The organism is Nocardia brasiliensis NBRC 14402, from assembly GCF_000308475.2.
Taxonomy (GTDB): Bacteria; Actinomycetota; Actinomycetes; order Mycobacteriales; family Mycobacteriaceae; genus Nocardia; species Nocardia brasiliensis.
Genome location: NZ_BAFT02000062.1, coordinates 17416 through 36567 on the forward strand (window position 1 = coordinate 17416; position 19152 = coordinate 36567).

Below are 19152 nucleotides of genomic sequence, written 5' to 3' on the forward strand. Positions count from 1 at the left end.
ACTGCGTCCGGATAACAGCGTCACGGCGCCCTCGGCCCGACCGGACCGAGGGCGCCGTCGTGCCTTACTTGCCGACGATGAGCCCGTCGCCGTCCGGCGAGACGGTCACCTGCACGGTGTCGCCGTCGGTGACCTCACCCGAGAGCAGTTCCTTGGCGAGCGTGTCGCCGATCGCCTGCTGCACCAGCCTGCGCAGCGGCCGGGCCCCGTAGACCGGGTCGTAACCGCGCACGGCCAGCCAGAACCGGGCCGAGTCGCTCACGTCCAGCTTCAGCCTGCGCTGCGCGAGCCGCTTCTGCAGCTGATCGAGCTGGATGTCGACGATGTGCTCCAGCTGCTCCTCGTCGAGCGCGTGGAACATCACCACGTCGTCGAGGCGGTTGAGGAACTCCGGCTTGAACGCCGAGCGCACCGCGTTCATCACGAACTCGCGTTCGCCGCCCGCACCGAGGTTCGAGGTCAGGATCAGGATGGTGTTGCGGAAGTCCACCGTGCGGCCCTGGCCGTCGGTGAGCCGTCCCTCGTCGAGCACGGCGAGCAGGATGTCGAACACATCCGGGTGCGCCTTCTCGATCTCGTCGAACAGCACCACCGTGTACGGCCGGCGCCGCACCGCCTCGGTCAGCTGGCCGCCCTGGTCGTAACCGACGTATCCGGGCGGAGCGCCGACCAGCCGAGCCACCGCGTGCTTCTCGCTGTACTCGCTCATGTCGATCCGGACCATGGCGCGTTCGTCGTCGAACAGGAAGTCCGCCAACGCTTTCGCCAGCTCCGTCTTACCGACGCCGGTCGGTCCGACGAACATGAACGAGCCGGTCGGCCGGTTCGGGTCCGCGACCCCGGCGCGCGCCCGGCGCACCGCGTCCGACACCGCCTGCACCGCCTCGGTCTGGCCGACCACGCGCCTGCCCAGCTCCTGCTCCATCCGCAGCAGTTTCTGCGTCTCGCCTTCGAGCAGCCGGCCCACCGGGATACCGGTCCAGGCGGCGACCACCTCGGCGATATCGTCCGGGCCCACTTCCTCTTTCAGCATCACGTCGCCGTCGCCCGCGGTCTTCGACGTGCGTTCGGCTTCGGCCAGTTGCGATTCCAGCTCCGGAATGTCCTTGTAGCGCAGCTTGGACACCTTCTCCAGGTCGCCCTCGCGGTCAGCGCGCTCCTCCTCGCCGCGCAACACCTCCAGTTCCTTCTTCAGCACCTGGACCTGATCGATCGCCTTCTTCTCGTTCTGCCAGCGGGTGGTCAGCTGGTTGAGTTCCTCACGGGCGTCGGCCAATTCGGAACGCAGCTTCTCCAGGCGCTGCTTGGAGGCCTCGTCGGTCTCCTTGGTCAACGCGAGTTCCTCGATCTCGAGCCGGCGCACCGCGCGTTCGATCTGATCGATTTCCACTGGGCGGGAATCGATTTCCATCTTCAGCCGGGACGCGGACTCGTCGACCAGGTCGATCGCCTTGTCCGGCAGGAAGCGCGAGGTGATGTAGCGGTCGCTGAGGCTGGCCGCGGCGACCAGGGCGGAGTCGGTGATCCGCACGCCGTGGTGGTTCTCGTAACGCTCCTTGAGGCCGCGCAGGATGCCGATGGTGTCCTCCACCGACGGCTCCCCGACCAGCACCTGCTGGAAGCGGCGCTCCAGGGCCGCGTCCTTCTCGATGTGCTTGCGGTACTCCTCCAGCGTGGTCGCGCCGACCAGGCGCAGTTCACCGCGGGCCAGCATCGGCTTGATCATGTTGCCCGCGTCCATCGCGGACTCGCCGGTCGCGCCGGCGCCGACGATGGTGTGCAGCTCGTCGATGAACGTGATGATCTGTCCCGCACTGTTCTTGATGTCCTCGAGCACGGCCTTGAGCCGTTCCTCGAACTCGCCGCGATACTTCGCGCCGGCCACCATCGCGCCGAGATCCAGTGAGACGACGGACTTGCCGCGCAACGACTCCGGCACGTCACCGGCGACGATGCGCTGCGCAAGACCCTCGACGATGGCGGTCTTGCCGACGCCCGGCTCGCCGATGAGCACCGGGTTGTTCTTGGTTCGACGGCTCAAAACCTGTACCACGCGGCGGATTTCGGCGTCTCGCCCGATCACCGGGTCGAGCTTGCCCTCCTGCGCGGCCGCGGTGAGGTCGGTGGAGTACTTCTCCAGGGCCTGGTAGCTGCCCTCGGGTTCCGGGCTGGTCACCCGCGCGCTGCCGCGCACGGTGGTGAACGCCTCGCGCAGCGCGTCGGCGTTCGCGCCGTATTTCGCGAGCAGCATCGTCACGTCGGAATCGCCCTTGGCCAGGCCGACCATGACGTGCTCGGTGGAGACGTACTCGTCGCCCAGCTCGGTGGCCAGGTGCTGGGCGGCGGTGATCGCGGCCAGCGCCTCGCGGCCGAGTTGCGGTGTGGTGGTGGCGCCGGTCGCCTTGGGCAGCCGTTCCACGATGTCCTGGGCCTCGCGCCGGACCGACGCCGGGTCGACGCCGACGGCCTTCAGCAGCGGGGCGGCGATGCCGTCGGTCTGATCCAGCAACGCCACCAGCAAATGGGCCGGACGAATCTCCGGGTTGCCCGCAGCGGAGGCCGCCTGCAGCGCGGCGGTCAGGGCCGCCTGGGTCTTGGTGGTGGGATTGAACGAGTCCACAAGTCACCTTCCTGCTAGTCGATGTGGCGGCTCCGGAGCCTGATCCGCACGAAACCCTTCGCACGGCTCCGTGCCGTTCCTAACGTCCAACGTCGGAAAGGTTGAGTCTGTTCCGCTCAAGTTCAGTTGTTTTCCCGTGCGCTGAAACGGTACGCCGCGCCGCGGCCGAACAGGACGAATCCCGCCGCCCGCGCCGGGTCGACGCCGAATGGTCAGCTCGGGTTCAACCGGTCGAGCGGGACGCCGGCCCACTCCGACACCAAGGCGGCGATATGCCAGTCTTCGACCTGTCCGACGGACACCGCCTGGGGCGCTCCGGCGGATTCCGCTCGTTCGACTACTCGCTGCTCCAGGTGCGGAATCGTGCTGTAGCGCAGCTCGGACGCCAGGCCGAAATCGCCGGTACGTTCGGCGCGCTCGTATTCGGCCCGCGCGTCGGCCAATTGCTGCGCGAGGTCACGGTCGACCATGCGGTCCTTCTCCAGCCATCCCGCGGTGCTCCGCGTCAGGTCGTCTTGCAGGTCCATGATCTGATCGACGGCCCGCTGCCGGTCCCGCCATTCGTTCAGCAGTTGGGCAAGCCGGGCGCGAGCGGTCGCGAGCTCCGACCGCAGCAGGCTCGAACGCTCGGCGACCTGCTCCGCCGGCTCCTGCTTCAGCGCCGCCTGTTCGGTTTCGAGGCGGCGGATCGCGTCCTGGAGCTCGTCGACGTCGACCGGCCGATCGAGTGCCGCCATGCGCAGCTGCGCGGCAGCCGCGTCGATCAGGTGAATCGCCTTGTCCGGCAACGACCCGGGCAGATGGCGGCCGGCGAGCAGCACGGCGGCCCGTACGGCGTGGTCGGTGATCCGCACTTGATGGTGCGCCTCGTAGCGCGCCCGGACGCCGCGCAGCATGGCGACGGCGTCGGCGTGGTCCGGCTCCCGCACCTCGACCGGTTGCAAGACCCGGGTCAGCGCGCTGTCGCGCGCGATGAGCCGGGCGTACGTCTCGGGCGTGGCCGTACCGACGAGGCGTAGCGCCCGGCGCGCGAGCACGGGCGCGAGCACGATGGTGGCGGTCGTCGCGAGGGCGTCGGCCACGGTCGCGAGCGTGGCCAGTTCATCGATCACGACGACAGCGCGCGCGGCCCGGCCCTCGATGCCGTCCAGCACCGCGGTCAGCCGCTGCTCGAACTCCCCGAAGCCGCTGGCCCCGGCCACCATCGCGGTCAGATCGAGCAGGACAATGACGTTGTCGCGCCACAGGTCCGGTGCCTCACCGGCCACGATTCGCTGTGCGAGACCCGCGATGACCGACGTCTTGCCGACACCGTCGGCGCCGACGAGCACCGCGGCGTTTCTGCTGCGCAGGCTCGAAAGCAGTGCCAGCCGACGGATTTCGGCAGATCGCCCGACGACCGGGTCGAGCTCGCCGCCCCGGGCCAGCTCGGTGAGATCGGTGGTGTATTTGCGCAGCGCCCAGCGGCTGTTCGCCGGATCCGCGTCGGCGGTCGCGCCGCCGGGTTCCGCGGGCAGCACGCCGTGCAGCGTCTCGGCGGTGACACCGTGTGCCGCGAGCAGGCCCGCCTCCGCCGTGTCGCCCGCCACCAGACCGAGCATGACGTGCTCAGTAGAGACGTGGCCCGCCCCGGATTCGGTCGCGGTCCGCCGCGCCGCGGTACACACCGCGAGCGCGTCACGACCGAGCTGCGGGACGACACTCGGGTCGGCGGTAGTCGGCAGCTGGTCCGCGAGATCCTGCGCGCCACGGCGCACGACGCCCGGGTCGGCGCCGACGGCCTGCAGTAGCGCGGCGACCGCGCCGTCGGCTTGATCGAGCATCGAGATCAACAGGTGCGCGGGCGCGATCTCCGGATTGCCCGCGGCGAACGCCGACTGCAACGCGGTGGTCAGGGCAGCCTCGGTCTTGCTGGTCGGATTGAACGTGTCCACCGCTCCACTACTAGCCGACGACGGGGCAGGCCCGAACCGGAACGCCGCGACACCCGTCAATGCGATGAATCACAGTGTCCACGGGGTATGGATGCATACGATGAGCCTGGCCGTTAGTTGATGCATCACTCTTCACCCGACCGAGGGAGCGAATGCATGCGCGCGATCGTGGTACAGAAGTTCGGAGCGACACCCGAGTTGGTCGACATGCCGGTTCCCGAGCCGGGACCGGGGACCATCCGGGTGCAGATCGAGGCGGCGGGGGTCAACCCGTTCGACGCGAAAATGGCCGACGGCATCCTGGACGGCAAGATGCCCCACGATTTTCCGATGATCCTCGGCCTCGACGGCGCGGGCACCGTCGCCACCGTCGGGCCCGGCGTCAGCCGCTTCGCCGTCGGTGACCGGGTGGTCGGCAAGTTCCTGACGCCGCCGGCCGGGCACGGCAGCTTCGCCGAGTTCGCGGTGGTTCCCGAGAGCGGCATCCTGGTGCGCATTCCCGACGGCGTGCCGACCGCGACGGCCGCGGCGGTGCCGACCGCGGGCGTCACCGCACAGGACCTGGTGGACGCCACCGGGATCGAGCCCGGCCAGACCGTGTTGATCGTCGGCGCCACCGGTGGGGTGGGCTCCTTCCTGGTCCAGCTGGCGAACATGGCAGGGGCACAGGTCGTCGCCACCGCCCGCGCCGCGGCCGCGGATCAGATGACCCGGCTCGGCGCGGCCGAGACCGTCGACTATGCCGCGGGTTCGATCGGCGCGCAGGTCGCCGCCGCGCACCCCGACGGCATCGACGTGCTCTACGACCTGGTGAGCCCGCCCGCGGCGCTGGCCGACCTGCTCGGCCTCGTGCGCCCCGGCGGCGCGGTGTACTCCACCATCTGGTCCACCGACGAGAACGCGCTGCGGGCCAAGGGACTGCGCGGCGGCAACCTCGAATCCAGCGGCGGCGCAGCGGAATTGGCGCGGTTGCTGGACCGGGTCGCCGAAGGCGACGTGGTGGTGCCGATCGACGCGACCATTCCCCTCGCCGACGGGGTGAGCGTGCTCGGCGCCGCGGGTGCCCGCGGCAAAACCGTCCTCGCGATCTGAGTACCCTCGACAGCGGCAGCGCGCTCCCGACAAGCCGCGACTGCCATGATGTGATTTCCGCATCAAGGTCGTAACAGCGGGCGTTAGCCCGACGGTTACCGTTTGGTCTGGGCTTCAGGGACATACCCGCCCCGACCACGGGGAATTCAGGGATACTGGTCCGCGGAGGACAGCCGGTTACGGGTAGGTCCCCGGGCAGAAACTGAGGGAAAGGAAACACCGCGTCGTGGATGCGCGTTCGGCTGCGCTGGTCCGCGCCAACTTCCGTTCGGTGATCGAGGCGCCGAACGGACCCGAGCGGTTGGTCAGTGCGTTCTACGGTCATTTGTTCGCCGAGAACCCGCAACTGCGTGAGCTCTTCCCGCCTGCGATGGACATGCAGGCGAAGCGGATCGTCACGGCGATCCAGTATGTGCTCGACCATCTGGAGGATTGGGGACGGGCGCAGAAGTTCCTCGAGCAGCTCGCTCGGGATCACCGCAAGTACGGCGTCGACGCGGCGCACTACGACGCGGCGGGCCGCGCGCTGCTGTCCGCGTTCCGCGCCTACAACGGCGCCGCCTGGCACCGCGGCCTGGAGGAGGGCTGGCGCGACATCACGATCCTGATCTCGGCGTCCATGGCGATCGGCGCGAATTCCGACAAATCGCAGCCGTTCTGGGAGGCGACCGTGGTCGGGCACCGGCGGGTGCTCGAGGATCTGGCCATCGTGCGGTTGCAGTCCGAGAGCCCGATCCCGTACCAGGCCGGTCAGTACGTGCCGCTCACGGTGCCGCAGCGCCCCAAGATGTGGCGCTACTTCTCGCCCGCGATTCCCGCGAACCCGTACGGCGAGATCGAATTCCACATCCGCAAGATCCGCGGCGGCTGGGTGAGCCCCGCCATCGTCAACGAGACCCGGGTCGGTGACCGCTGGCAGATCGCCGGCCCGCTCGGCGGCCTGCACGTGGATCGGGAAAGCGGCCGCGATGTGCTGATGATCGGCGCGGGCACCGGCATCGCGCCGCTGCGCGCCCAGCTGATCGAGATGGGCCAGCGGGGCATCAACCCGCGGGTGCATTTCTTCATCGGCGGCCGCTACCCCTGCGATCTCTACGACGTGGAGAACATGTGGCAGCTCTCGCAGAGCAATCCGTGGCTCACCATCGTTCCGGTCTGCGAACAGAAGACCAACCCGTGGTGGTATCCGCATCCGCCGCAGGAAGAGCCGTACGGCATGCATCGGCGGTTGATCGGTAACCTGGGCGCGGTGGTCGCGAGCTTCGGCGCGTGGGCGGACCGGCAGATCCAGATCGCCGGATCGGCGAAGATGATCGCGGATACCCGCCGGGCGTTGATCGCGGTCGGTACTCCGGAGCACATCATCAGCTCCGATCCTGTGTGATGAAGGAGGCCCCAATGGTGGGGGACCCTGGTGCGCGTGGCAACGGCGCACCGCAGCCGCCCGAGTGGACCGCGACCGTGGTCGGGCATCATCGAATCCGCTACGACCTGGCGGTGATTCGCTTGATCGGTGAGTTCGTCCCGTTCGTCGCGGGCCAGTCCGTCGAGGTGACGGTGCCGCAGCAACCGACTATGCGGCGCCGGTTGTCCCCGGCGCTGCCGCCCTCGCTGGACGGCAAGCTGGAGTTCCACGTGCGCACCGTGCCGGGCGGCTGGTGCAGCGGCTCGATCGTGGCCGACACCAAAGCGGGCGACGAGTGGAAGATCCGGGCGCCCCTCGGCGGTTTCACGGTCGACCCCGAGGGCGACGAGGTGGTGATGATCGCGGGCGGCACCGGACTCGCGCCGATGCGGGCGCAGATCCTGGACCTGGCGCGGGCGCCGGAACCGCCGCGCACCTATCTGTTCTTCGGCGGGCACTCCCCGCGCGAGCTCTACGCCTCCGACATGCTGTACCTGCTCGCCGATGAATTGCCTTGGCTCACGGTCATTCCCGTGGTGGAGAGCCCGGACGACCCGAGCTGGGTGGACGAGTGGTACGAGCACAGCCGCGTCGACATCGGCTTCCCACCCGACGACATGCTGTTCGGCACCCTCGCCGAAGTGGTCGGCTCGCACGGCGCCTTCGAAAATCACCAGGTGCTGGTCTGCGGGTCGCCGCGGATGGTCAGCGCGACCGTCGACCGCCTGCTGGAAACCGGAACTCCGCCGGAGCGCATCCAATTCGAGGGTCTGTAACCCCGGAGACCGGAATCCGGCCGCGGTACTGGGCACGGCCGGATTCCGGGCCGGTCCGGGATTACGGGAGGGGTCGAAATCCCGGACGGCCGGTCAGAACAGCGGGTCGTGGCGGATGTTCTTGGTGAGCGTCCCCGCGGCCATCAGGCGGAACTTGGTGGTCTGCACCATCGAGGGTGAACCGACGATCTGCACGTCCCGGTCGGCCCAGGCGCCGTAGCCGGCGACCACCTTGCCGATCTGGCCGGTCAAGCGCGGCTCCAAACCGGTCCAGTTCGGCGCCAGCGCGCCGGAATCCTGGTACCACCAAGGGTTTTCCTCGTGTTCGGTCACCGGCGTCACGGTCAGCCATCGGTTCGCGACGGCGAGGCTGTTGAGCGTGTCGAGATCGTAGAGGTCGCACGGATGGTGGCCGCCGACGAACAGGTGCACCTTCGGGTTGGTGCGGCGCTGCGCCATCGCCATCAGCTGGGCGCGCAGCGGTGCGATACCGGTGCCGCAGCCGACCATCAACATCTTGCGTTTCGCGTTGCGCGGGATGCCGAGTCCGCCGAGCGGCGCGCCGAGCAACCACTTGTCGCCGATCGCGGTGTGGCCGACGATGGCCGAGCTGACCCAGCCACCGAGCACGCTGCGAATGTGGAATTCGATCTCGCCGTTGGCATTTGCCGGCACGGCGGGCGACATGTAGCGCCACATCCGGGGCCGCGACGGCACCTGCACGCTCATGTACTGGCCCGCGGCGTACTGCATCGGCTGGTCGAGCTGGAGCCGCACGATGGACAGATTGCGCAGTACCGCACGGCTTTCCACGACGGTGCCGGTCCAGACCGGCGGCGTGGTCTCCTTCTCCGCGGCGCCGATCATGGTGTCGCCGATGATCGTCAGGCCTTCGTCCCAGGCCCGGTCCACCTCGTCGGTCCACATCTCGGTGCCCGCGTAGAGCCGCATCGCGGTCTTCAGCGAGTTGGCGACCGCGGCGTAATGCTCGCGCTGCACACCGTATTTGCGATGGTCGCGCCCGAGCTGGGCGAGGAACGGCAACAGCTTGTTCGGCTCCTCGAGCCGGTCCAGCGCGTAGCCGATGGCCTTGACAAGCCGATCACGCTGTGCGTCCATGGCTGCCGGGAAGAAATCGCGGACTTGGGGGTAGTCGGTGAAGAGGATCGAATAGAACGATCTCGCTAATTTCTCCTGCCCCCCTTCCTCCGCAGCAACCGCCTTGAACGTCGTTCTGATCAAAGCGACAGTCCGCGAATCCATTTGTGTCACAACCCCATTTCGCACTCGAACACAAAGCTGTGCCGGCGAGTGAGGTGCTGCGGGACACTCGTCAGCAGCCGTTGCCAAGGAGTGTATGCGAGGTTTGCCAGCTACGGAATCCTCCGTTTAAACATCAAGCGTGTAATTCCCCTGAAACGAGGATCCGCAGCGTGAAACGCCGAGCAAACATACTGAAAGACCGTAAAAACAGGTGAAATCGGTCACAGATACACTGAATTTGCAAGGCCCACTTTGAAAAACTCGGCTCCGGAGCGACCATGCGGCAACTTCTGGACCATCCGCTGGTCACCCGAGCAGACGCCGGGCACGGCCGGACCGCGGGGGTCGGCGGTGAAATTCGGCGCGGAGCAGGACCGCGCGGATCGAATGCGCGAAGCACTGCTACACACCGGCTCTCGGCTTACCTTTGGCTAACCTTGCGAACGATGCTCCCGCAACGCCATCGGGCCCCCTGACCTCGGAACACGAATTGTGTGCCGGGACAAGGGGCCCGATGGTTAGCCAGCCGTATTCAGCGTTGTTGCGCGAGATCTAGCTTCCGCGACGATTACGGGGCTGCCACACCACCAGCGCGGTACTGCGTTGCGGCGGCGAGAGATCGGGTCGGTAGCCCGCCCGCAGCCGATCCAGCTCGGCCGCCAGCTCGGCGACGCGCTGTTGCAGTTCCTCGACCTGATTGGTGAGCTCGATGATGCGCTTGATGCCCGCCAGGTTGACGCCCTCGTCCTGGGACAACCGCTGCACCTCGCGCAGCAGTTCGACGTCCCTGGTCGAGTAACGTCGCCCGCCGCCCGAAGTACGTTGTGGCGTAACCAGTCCCAGTCGGTCATAGGTGCGCAGCGTCTGCGCGTGCATGCCCGCCAGTTGAGCCGCCACCGAGATCATGAAGAACTCGGCTCGTGCCGCCCCACCGGACGCCCGCTTCGGATCATTGGACATCAAGCACCTGCCCATCCTGCCCGTGGATCGAATCCGCTGGCCTTTTCCGCGTCCGCGTAGCGCCGCAGCGCCTCGGCCGCGTTGTCATCCAACTTCTGCGGCACCGCGACCTTGACGGTGACCAGCAGGTCACCGGCGCCGCCGCCGCGCTTGGGCACGCCGCGGCCGCGCACCCGCAGGATGCGGCCGTCCGCGGTGCCGGGCGGCACCTTGACGCCGACGCGCCCCTCCAGGGTCGGCACGGAAACCGTTGTGCCGAGCACCAATTCGTTGTAACTGACCGGCAACACCAGGGTCAGGTCGTCGCCGTTGCGGCCGAAGACCTTGTCCTGGCTGACGTGCACGCTGACGAACAGATCGCCCGACGGCGCGCCGCGCAACCCGGCCTCACCCTGGCCGGCGAGCCGAATCCGCTGTCCGTCACTGACACCCGGTGGGATCCGCACCGTGATGGTCCGGGTCCGGTTCTGGATGCCGCTGCCGTGGCAGTCGACGCACGGGTCGTCGATGATCGAACCGGTGCCCCGGCAGTCATCGCACGGCTCGCTGAAACCGAAGGCGCCCTGGTTGCGGCTGATGATGCCGGTTCCGTTGCAGTGCGGGCAGACCCGAGGGCTGGTGCCCGGCTTGGCGCCGCTGCCGTGACAGGTGGTGCACGGCGACGGGCTGGTCATCCGCAGCGGAACGGTGACGCCCTGCGCCGCCTCCCGGAAACCGAGGGTCGTCTCGGTCTCCACGTCGGCCCCGCGGCGCGGGCGGCTCGCGGTCCGCGTGCCGCCCCGGTTGAACAGCCCGCCAAGCAGGTCACCGAGGCCACCGTCGCCCGCGTTCGCGTTGCCGAAGATGTCACCGATGTTGAAGTCCTGCGAGAAGCCGCCGCCCGCACCGGGGGTGAACCCGCCGCCGCGCGGATATCCGCCACCCGCGAACAACTTCCGGGTGTCGTCGTACTCTTTGCGCTTCGCCGGATCCGACAGCACCGCGTGCGCTTCGCTGACGGTCTTGAACCGTTCCTCGGCCTTGCTGTCGCCGGGGTTGGCATCCGGATGCAAGTCGCGAGCGAGCTTGCGGTACGCCTTCTTGATCTCGTCCTGTGAGGCGCTGGAGGAGACACCCAGCTCCTTGTAGAAGTCCTTTTCGATCCACTCCCGTTGACTCACCGGATATCTCCTCCTCTCACAGTCCTGGGGTTGCGGCGCGCCGCGCCGTTATTGTTTGTTCGCACCGGCATCAGCATCCGATGCCTCTGTCTGCGCGGATCCGGTCTGCTCGGCCACCGCATCGGTTACCCCGACGAGCGCGTGCCGAAGCACCCGGTCGCCGAATCGATAGCCCTTGCGCATGACCAACCCGATCACCGGTTCATGCCCGGAACCCTCGTGCTGCACGGCCTCGTGCAGGGTCGGATCGAACGGCTCACCCGCCGAACCGAATTCCTCGAGACCCTGCTTCTGCAGGGCGGTGGCCAGTTTGTCGGCCACCGACTTGAGCGGTCCGGCATCGAGGTCGCCGTGTGCCCGCGCCCGATCGAGATCGTCGAGCACGCCGAGCAATTCGGTGACCACGGCCGCCTTGGCGGCATCGATCGCGGTCTTGCGATCGCGTTCGACGCGGCGCCGATAGTTGGCGTACTCCGCGGTCAGCCGCTGCAGATCGGCTGTGCGTTCGGCAAGTTCACCGCCGGCGGCGTCGGCCGGAGCCTCGGCCGCCGCCCCGTTCCCGGCCTCGGGGCCCGCGGCGGCCTCCGCCGCGGGCTCACGAACCTCGCCGGTCTCCGGATCGATCTTGCGGTTGTCCACGAAGGTGATCGGTTCTTGCTCGGTGTCGCGCTGCTCCGAATGCTTGCCGTTGGTCACTTCTTCTCCGTGTCGACCGGCTCGTCCACGACCTCGGCATCCACGACCTGATCATCGTCCTGGGTCGCGGAGGCGCCGTTGCTCGACGCGGCGGACTCGTTGGCCGACGCCTCGTAGATCGCCTGGCCCAGCGCCTGCGACTCGGTCGCCAGCTTCTCCACGGCCGCCTTGACCGCGGCGATGTCGGTGCCCTTGAGCGCCTCGTTCGCCTCGGCGATGGCCGCTTCGACCTTGGTCTTGATCTCGGCCGGGACCTTGTCCTCGTTGTCCTTGATGAACTTCTCGGTCTGGTGCACCAGCGACTCGGCCTGGTTGCGGGTCTCGGCCTCCTCGCGGCGGGCCTTGTCCTCGGCGGCGTGCGCCTCGGCGTCCTTGACCATCCGGTCGATCTCCTCCTTGGACAGGCCGGAGCCGTCCTGGATCTTGATCGTGTTCTCCTTGCCGGTGCCCTTGTCCTTCGCGGTCACGTGCACGATGCCGTTGGCGTCGATGTCGAAGGTGACCTCGATCTGCGGCACGCCGCGCGGGGCCGGCGGGATGCCGGTCAGCTCGAAGGAGCCGAGCAGCTTGTTGTGCGAGGCGATCTCGCGCTCACCCTGGAACACCTGGATCTGCACCGAGGGCTGGTTGTCGTCAGCCGTGGTGAAGGTCTCCGAGCGCTTGGTCGGGATGGTGGTGTTGCGCTCGATGAGCTTGGTCATCACGCCGCCCTTGGTCTCGATGCCCAGCGACAGCGGGGTGACATCGAGCAGCAGGACGTCCTTGACCTCACCCTTGAGCACACCGGCCTGCAGGGCGGCGCCGACGGCGACGACCTCGTCCGGGTTCACGCCCTTGTTCGGCTCGCGACCCCCGGTCAGTTCCTTGACCAGGTCGGAGACGGCGGGCATGCGGGTGGAGCCACCGACGAGCACGACGTGATCGATATCGGCCACGTTGATGCCCGCGTCCTTGATCACGGACTGGAACGGCGCGCGGGTGCGGTCGAGCAGGTCCGAGGTGATCTTCTGGAATTCGGCGCGGGTCAGCTGCTCGTCGAGGAACAGCGGGTTCTTGTCGGCGTCGACGGTGATGTAGGGCAGGTTGATCGAGGTGCTCTGCGAGGAGCTCAGCTCGATCTTGGCCTTCTCCGCAGCCTCACGCAGGCGCTGCATGGCCATCTTGTCCTTGGTCAGGTCGATGCCCGCGCTGGCCTTGAACTTGTCCACCAGCCAGGAGACGACGCGCTCGTCCCAGTCGTCACCACCGAGGTGGTTGTCGCCGGAGGTGGCGCGGACCTCGACGACGCCCTCGCCGATTTCCAGCAGCGAGACGTCGAAGGTGCCGCCACCGAGGTCGAAGACCAGGATGGTCTGTTCCTTGTCGCCCTTGTCCAGGCCGTAGGCGAGCGCGGCCGCGGTGGGCTCGTTGACGATGCGCAGCACGTTCAGGCCGGCGATCTGGCCGGCTTCCTTGGTGGCCTGGCGCTGGGCGTCCTCGAAGTAGGCCGGCACGGTGATGACCGCGTCGGTGATCTCCTCACCGAGGTAGGCCTCCGCGTCGCGCTTCAGCTTCATCAGGGTGCGCGCGCTGATTTCCTGCGGGGTGTACTTCTTGCCATCGATCTCGACGGTCCAGTCGGTGCCGATGTGGCGCTTGACCGAGCGAATGGTGCGGTCGACGTTGGTGACGGCCTGGTTCTTCGCCGGCTGGCCGACCAGCACCTCGCCGTTCTTCGCGAACGCGACGATCGACGGGGTGGTGCGCGATCCTTCCGAGTTGGCGACGACGACCGGCTCTCCGCCTTCGAGAACGGCGACGACCGAGTTCGTGGTCCCGAGGTCGATTCCGACCGCACGAGCCATTGTGGTTCCTCCTATTGACGTACCTACAGGTGTCGGTGCCTGGGCGGGCTGTCGCCCTGCGGCCGGATGTCCGCATCGGGACTGTTCGTGCCGCGAGACCTCGCCCCAAGCACCTGACGGAGCACGGTCCCAGCAACGCAGGCCCTTTCGAGCGACCTGCGAGCAGTCGCTACGCTGAGCGTGGTCGACTCAATCCTGCACCCGATCATCGCCCGGGTCAACTCAAACTTGAGTCCGACACACTCAACGTTGCTCAATAGCTCAACGGACGACCGGCGCGGATCATTCCCGAACACCGGCACGAATTTCGTCCGTCCGCCATTCTCGTCCCCGGCACCCCCGCCTACCAGCACTTACCGATAACGGCGCCCCCCTGAGCAGGGGTTACCGGCGCCTACGGCGACCGCCGCCGGACGCGCATCCGTGGTGCAATAGCCGCGCGACGGGCCCGAGCCCGGCGGGAAGGAGTCGGTGTGCCGGCGAAGACGCGATCGTGGTGGGGCTGGGGGAACGTCGAGGATGCGGTCGAGGGAGCCGAGCGAGCGGCGCTGACCCGGCGGGTCGCGGCCATCCTGCCCGACGCCGACCTCACCGCGCACGAACCGCCCTCGATCGAATCGCTCGCGCTGCCCGCGCCGCGGATCACCGTGCCGGACGCGCTCGCGGACCTCGCGTCGGCGGATCCGGCCGATCGCGCGGCACACGCACACGGCCAAGCCTTCCGCGATGTGGTGCGAAACCTGATGGGCGACATCGGCGCACCGCCCGACCTCGTCATCCGTCCGCGCACCGAGGCCGATATCGTCGACGTGCTCGACTGGGCGAGCCGCTCCGGCGTCGCCGTGATCCCGTTCGGCGGCGGCACTTCCGTGGTCGGCGGCGTGGAGCCGCGGCTGGACGGCGATTTCTCCGGTGCGATCAGCCTCGACCTCGGCGCGCTCGATCGGGTGCTGGAGATCGATCACATCAGCCGAGCGGCCCGCATTCAGGCCGGAGTACTCGGCCCCGCTCTGGAAGACCAACTGCGCGAAGCGAATCTGACGCTGCGGCACTTCCCGCAGTCGTTCGAGTTCTCCACGCTCGGCGGCTGGCTGGCCACCCGGGCCGGTGGGCACTTCGCCACGCTCTACACCCACATCGACGATCTCGTCGAAGCCATGCGGGTGGTGACGCCCGCGGGGGTCAGCGAATCGCGCCGGTTGCCCGGGTCCGGGGCCGGGCCCGCCCCCGACCGGCTGTTCCTCGGCTCCGAGGGCATCCTCGGCGTGATCACCGAGGCCTGGCTGCGACTGCAGGACCGGCCGCGTTGGCGCGCAACGGCTCCGTGCACTTCGACGACTACACCAAGGCGGTCGCGGCCACCCGCGCGATCGCGCAGTCCGCGCTGTACCCGACGAACTGCCGTCTGCTCGACCCCGCCGAGGCGTTCCTGAACGCGGGGGCGGCGACGGCGGGCGGCGTGCTGGTACTCGGCTTCGAATCCGCGGACCACCCGACCCGGCCCTGGATGGAGCGGGCCGTCGATATTGTGCGCGCGCACGGCGGCACGCTGCCGGAGCCGGTGCGCTACACCGATTCCGACGCGCACACCGACGGGGCCGGGGCCGCCGACACCTGGCGCTCGTCGTTCCTGCGCATGCCGTACCAGCGTGACGCGCTCGCCGCCCAGTCGATGATCACCGAGACCTTCGAAACCGCCTGCACCTGGGACGCATTCGAGGAACTGAAGGACGCGGTCACGACGGCGGCGAACGAGGCGATCCGCGCCGTCGGCGCCACCGGCGTGCTCACCTGCCGGTTCACCCATGTCTATCCGGATGGTCCCGCGCCCTACTTCGGCGTCTACGCCGCAGGCCGCTGGGGTAGCACGCTCGCCCAGTGGGACGACATCAAAGCCGCTGTCTCCGAGGCGCTCTCGGCCGCCGGCGGCACCATCACGCACCACCACGCGGTGGGCCGCGATCATCGCCCCTGGTACGACAGGCAGCGGCCGGAACCGTTCGCCCTCGCCCTGCGCGCGACCAAATCGGCTCTCGACCCGGCGGGCATCCTCAATCCCGGCGTCCTGATCTGAACCGCCGCCGTCCCGCGCACGCGCGCAGGCCGGAGTGGGTTGTCCACTCCGGCCTGCTCTTTCGGACGCTTCAGACGTGCACGAGCTGTTCCGGGTTCGGCACGACCGCGGGCTTTGCGTTGCGGCGCAAGCCGGTTGCGGCGACCACCCCCGCCAGGATCGCCGCGATCACCGGCACGATCAAAGCGGTGCGCAGCGCGTCCATGCCGACCTTGCCTGCATCCACTGCGGCGACATTCACCGCGGTCACCACGGAGACGCCCAGCGCGACGCCGAATTGAATTGCGGTGTAGAGCAATCCGCCCGCCAAGCCATGCTCCTCCGCGGCGATGTCATCGGTGCCCGCGATGGTCAGCGGACCGTAGACGAGGGCGAAGGCCAGCGCGATCAACAGCAGCGTGGGCAGCAGGGCGACGTAGGCCCGGTCCAGTCCGCTCGGCAAGAACAGCAGGTAGGCCAGCGCCGCCAGCACCGCGCCGCCGAAGATCACCCGCCCGGTGCCGAATGTCCGTACCAGCCACGGCGTCAGCAGCGGCGCGACCACCGCGTCCAAGCCGAGCACCGCCATCGCCAGACCGGTCTGCACCGTGGACCAGCCGCGCAGCTCCTGGAAGTACAGCGTCGCCGCGAACTGGAAGCCCATGAACGCACCCATGAACAGCACGGCCACCAGATTCGTGCGCACCAACGACACCGAGCGCAGTACGCCGAGGCGGACCAACGGTGCTACCGCACGGCGTTCGTTCAGGACGAACAGGGCGAGTGCCGCGAACCCGGCCGCGAAGACCGCCCCGGTGAGCACCGGTCCGTCAGCGAGATGCTCCAGGCGGACGACACCGTAGACGAGCAGCAGCATGGCACCGGTCACGCTCAGCGCGCCGAGCAGGTCGAAGCCCACGAGCCCGGGAACCCGCTGCGGCACACCGGAATCCCGGACCAGGACATACGCGGCGGCGAGCAGCAACGCCGAGACCAGGACCGGCACGAAGAACACCCAGCGCCAGCCGAGCGCGGTCAGCAGGCCGCCGGCCACCATGCCCAGCGTGAAACCGCCCGCGCCGATACCGGCGTACACCACCAACGCCCGGTCCCGCACCTGCCCCTCGGCGAAATTCGTGGTGATCAGCGACAGTCCGGCGGGAGCGAGGAACGCCGCGGCCACTCCGGTGACGAAGCGCGCGGTCAACAGCATCCAGCCGGTGGTGGCGAAACCGCCGAGCCCGGAGAAGACCAGGAACACGGTCAACCAGAACAGGAACATCCGCCTGCGGCCGAGCAGGTCGGCGGCCCGGCCGCCCAGCAGGACGAAACCGCCGTAGCCGAGCACGTACGCCGAGACCACCCCGCTCAGCATGCCGGTGGACAGCCCGAGCTCGGCCCGGATCGACGGCAACGCCACATTCAGCATCGCGACGTCGATGCCCTCCAGAAATATCGCGCCGCACAACACCGCGAGCACGCCCCAGGCGCGGCCGTTCATCTCCGTAAAGACCTCGGCGGCTCTGGCTTTCACCATCACGACTCCCCAATTTCGGTTCCCCACAGTGGGGTCGGTTACCTCTTGATACCGAGAGCCAGTTTCCGGCAGAATCGACGACCATGGAAGACGGCACTTTGAAGTCACCCGGGGACTGCGGGGATACCGACGCCGACTACGACGTTTACCAGTGGGACACTCGCGTCGACTGCGAAGTGCGCCAGATCCTCGACCGCGTCGCCGACAAATGGTCGCTGCTGGTGATCGCGCTGCTGGATCAGCAGAGCCTGCGGTTCACCGAGCTGAAACGCAAGATCGACGGGGTGAGCCAGCGGATGCTCACCCGCACATTGCGCCACCTCGAGCGCGACGGGCTCGTCGAACGCACCGTCTACCCCACCGTGCCGCCGCGGGTGGACTACGCGCTGACCCCGCTCGGCGCGAGCCTGCACACCACCATCAAAGCGCTGGTCACCTGGACCGAAACCCATCAGCCCGAGATCGTCGCGGCCCGCAACGCCTACGACCGACGCACCGCCGCCGAAGGGGAACTGACCGCCGCCCGCTGAACCTTCCCGAGGACAGGGCGACGCAGTAGCGTGGACCCGCCGCCGACCCGAGGAGTCCGCCCATGCGCGCCGCCGTCGTCACCGAGACGAAATTCGAGGTCACCGATCTGCCGACGCCGGTACCGGGCCGTGGCCAGCTGCTGATCGAGGTATCCCGCTGCGGCATCTGCGGTTCGGACCTGCACGCCCGCGCCCACGCCGACACCATGGCCGACCTGGCCGACGCCACCGGCTACGCCGGGTTCATGCGGTCGACCCAGCGAGTCGTGCTCGGGCACGAATTCAGCGGCGAGGTAGTCGAATACGGGCCGGACTGCCGGAAGCGCTGGCGGACCGGCACGCCCGTGGTGGCGTTGCCGATCGTGCGCCACGGCAAGAAATCCGAGTTGACCGGGTTGTCGGCGGCGGCACCCGGGGGCTACGCCGAACAGGTGGTGGTCCAGGAATCGATGACGATGCCGGTGCCGAACGGGCTCTCCGCCGAGCACGCCGCGCTCACCGAGCCGATGGCGGTGGCCTGGCACGCGGTCCGCAAAGGCCGAGTCGGCAAGGGGCAGAACGCATTCGTGATCGGCTGCGGACCGATCGGCCTCGCGGTGATCTGCATGCTGAAGGCGGCGGGCGTGCGCACAGTGATCGCCGGCGACTTCTCGCCCCGGCGCCGGGATCTCGCGCGGGCCTGCGGTGCCGATATCGTCGTCGACCCGGCCGTCGAGTCGCCGTGGACCGCGGCACCGAAACGGGGGCGCATCGTCGGCGTCACCGACATCCTCGATCTCGGCTTCGACACCATGGAGCGGCTGCGCCGGGTGCCGAAACTGCCCTGGTGGTACGTTTTCCGGCTCGCGGACAAGTTCGACGCGGGCCCCTCCGGCCCGGTGATCTTCGAAATGCGTCGGCGTGCCCGGAATTCTCGACGGAGTGCTCGCCGCGGCACCGCCGCGCTCCCGCATCGTCGTGGTCGGTGTCTGCATGGAAGCCGACCGCATCCACCCCGCCGTGGCCATCAACAAGGAACTCGACCTGCACTTCGTCCTCGGCTACGACCCCGGCGAATTCCGCGACACCCTGCACCTGCTCGCCGACGGCAAAGTAGACCCCTCCCCCTTGATCACCGGCACCGTGGGCCTCGACGGCATCGAGGCCGCCTTCACCACCCTCGCCACCCCCAACCACCACGCCAAAATCCTCATCGACCCCAAAAGCACAGCCACGCAACCCGAATCCATACCGACCGAGGATCACCGAATGCGGCTGAGCTGAATGGTGACGGCCGCAGGGC

At 68.3% G+C, this 19152-nt stretch carries 12 protein-coding genes and 2 pseudogenes; 6 read left to right on the top strand and 8 right to left on the bottom strand.

Annotation, left to right across the window (positions count from 1 at the left end):
* Positions 1 to 64: 64 nt before the first annotated feature.
* Together clpB and TY25_RS20605 are read right to left on the bottom strand one after the other, a co-directional pair.
* Complete coding sequence (gene clpB / locus TY25_RS20600; RefSeq protein WP_042258520.1) at positions 65 to 2620, bottom strand: ATP-dependent chaperone ClpB; 2556 nt, start codon at positions 2618 to 2620, stop codon at positions 65 to 67.
* Positions 2621 to 2832: 212 nt separating this feature from the next.
* Complete coding sequence (locus tag TY25_RS20605) at positions 2833 to 4554, bottom strand: Clp protease N-terminal domain-containing protein (RefSeq protein WP_052383089.1); 1722 nt, start codon at positions 4552 to 4554, stop codon at positions 2833 to 2835.
* 156 nt (positions 4555 to 4710) lie between these two features.
* Here TY25_RS20605 and TY25_RS20610 point away from each other — a divergent pair, with 156 nt between their 5' ends.
* From TY25_RS20610 to TY25_RS20620, 3 genes are all read left to right on the top strand, one after another.
* Complete coding sequence (locus TY25_RS20610; protein WP_052383090.1) at positions 4711 to 5646, top strand: NADP-dependent oxidoreductase; 936 nt, start codon at positions 4711 to 4713, stop codon at positions 5644 to 5646.
* Between the two features lie 226 nt (positions 5647 to 5872).
* A complete protein-coding gene (locus TY25_RS20615) occupies positions 5873 to 7030 on the top strand; it encodes a globin domain-containing protein (protein ID WP_029896903.1) in 1158 nt (385 codons plus the stop codon).
* Positions 7031 to 7044: 14 nt separating this feature from the next.
* Positions 7045 to 7827, top strand: a complete 783-nt coding sequence (locus TY25_RS20620) for an FAD-binding oxidoreductase (protein WP_042258524.1) — start codon at positions 7045 to 7047, stop codon at positions 7825 to 7827.
* Between the two features lie 93 nt (positions 7828 to 7920).
* Here TY25_RS20620 and TY25_RS20625 read toward each other — a convergent pair whose 3' ends face one another.
* The 5 genes from TY25_RS20625 to dnaK form a co-directional block, all read right to left on the bottom strand.
* Positions 7921 to 9090 (bottom strand): FAD-binding oxidoreductase, encoded by a 1170-nt coding sequence (locus tag TY25_RS20625; protein WP_042258527.1) that lies wholly within the window; start codon positions 9088 to 9090, stop codon positions 7921 to 7923.
* Positions 9091 to 9642: 552 nt separating this feature from the next.
* The gene (locus tag TY25_RS20630; RefSeq protein ID WP_042258528.1) at positions 9643 to 10050 is read right to left on the bottom strand and encodes a heat shock protein transcriptional repressor HspR; all 408 of its coding nucleotides are present in this window, start codon (positions 10048 to 10050) and stop codon (positions 9643 to 9645) included.
* Positions 10050 to 11210 (bottom strand): molecular chaperone DnaJ, encoded by a 1161-nt coding sequence (gene dnaJ, locus TY25_RS20635; protein ID WP_014988846.1) that lies wholly within the window; start codon positions 11208 to 11210, stop codon positions 10050 to 10052. Before dnaJ ends, TY25_RS20630 begins: the two co-directional genes overlap by 1 nt.
* Positions 11211 to 11258: 48 nt before the next feature.
* Positions 11259 to 11906, bottom strand: a complete 648-nt coding sequence (gene grpE / locus TY25_RS20640; protein ID WP_042258530.1) for a nucleotide exchange factor GrpE — start codon at positions 11904 to 11906, stop codon at positions 11259 to 11261.
* Positions 11903 to 13750, bottom strand: coding sequence for a molecular chaperone DnaK (dnaK, locus tag TY25_RS20645; RefSeq protein ID WP_029896915.1), 1848 nt, complete (start codon positions 13748 to 13750; stop codon positions 11903 to 11905). Before dnaK ends, grpE begins: the two co-directional genes overlap by 4 nt.
* A gap of 473 nt (positions 13751 to 14223) precedes the next feature.
* On the opposite strand from dnaK, the pseudogene TY25_RS20655 reads away from it, so the two are divergent.
* A pseudogene (locus TY25_RS20655) lies at positions 14224 to 15824 on the top strand (FAD-binding oxidoreductase).
* Between the two features lie 70 nt (positions 15825 to 15894).
* On the opposite strand, the gene TY25_RS20660 reads toward TY25_RS20655, so the two are convergent.
* Positions 15895 to 17340 carry an MFS transporter gene (locus TY25_RS20660; protein WP_226887135.1) on the bottom strand — a complete coding sequence of 482 codons (1446 nt, stop codon included), beginning with the start codon at positions 17338 to 17340 and terminating at the stop codon, positions 15895 to 15897.
* An 83-nt stretch (positions 17341 to 17423) separates the two neighbouring features.
* Here TY25_RS20660 and TY25_RS20665 point away from each other — a divergent pair, with 83 nt between their 5' ends.
* Complete coding sequence (locus TY25_RS20665) at positions 17424 to 17870, top strand: winged helix-turn-helix transcriptional regulator (protein WP_042258534.1); 447 nt, start codon at positions 17424 to 17426, stop codon at positions 17868 to 17870.
* A 62-nt stretch (positions 17871 to 17932) separates the two neighbouring features.
* Positions 17933 to 19133, top strand: a pseudogene (locus TY25_RS20670) (zinc-binding dehydrogenase).
* Positions 19134 to 19152: the final 19 nt, after the last annotated feature.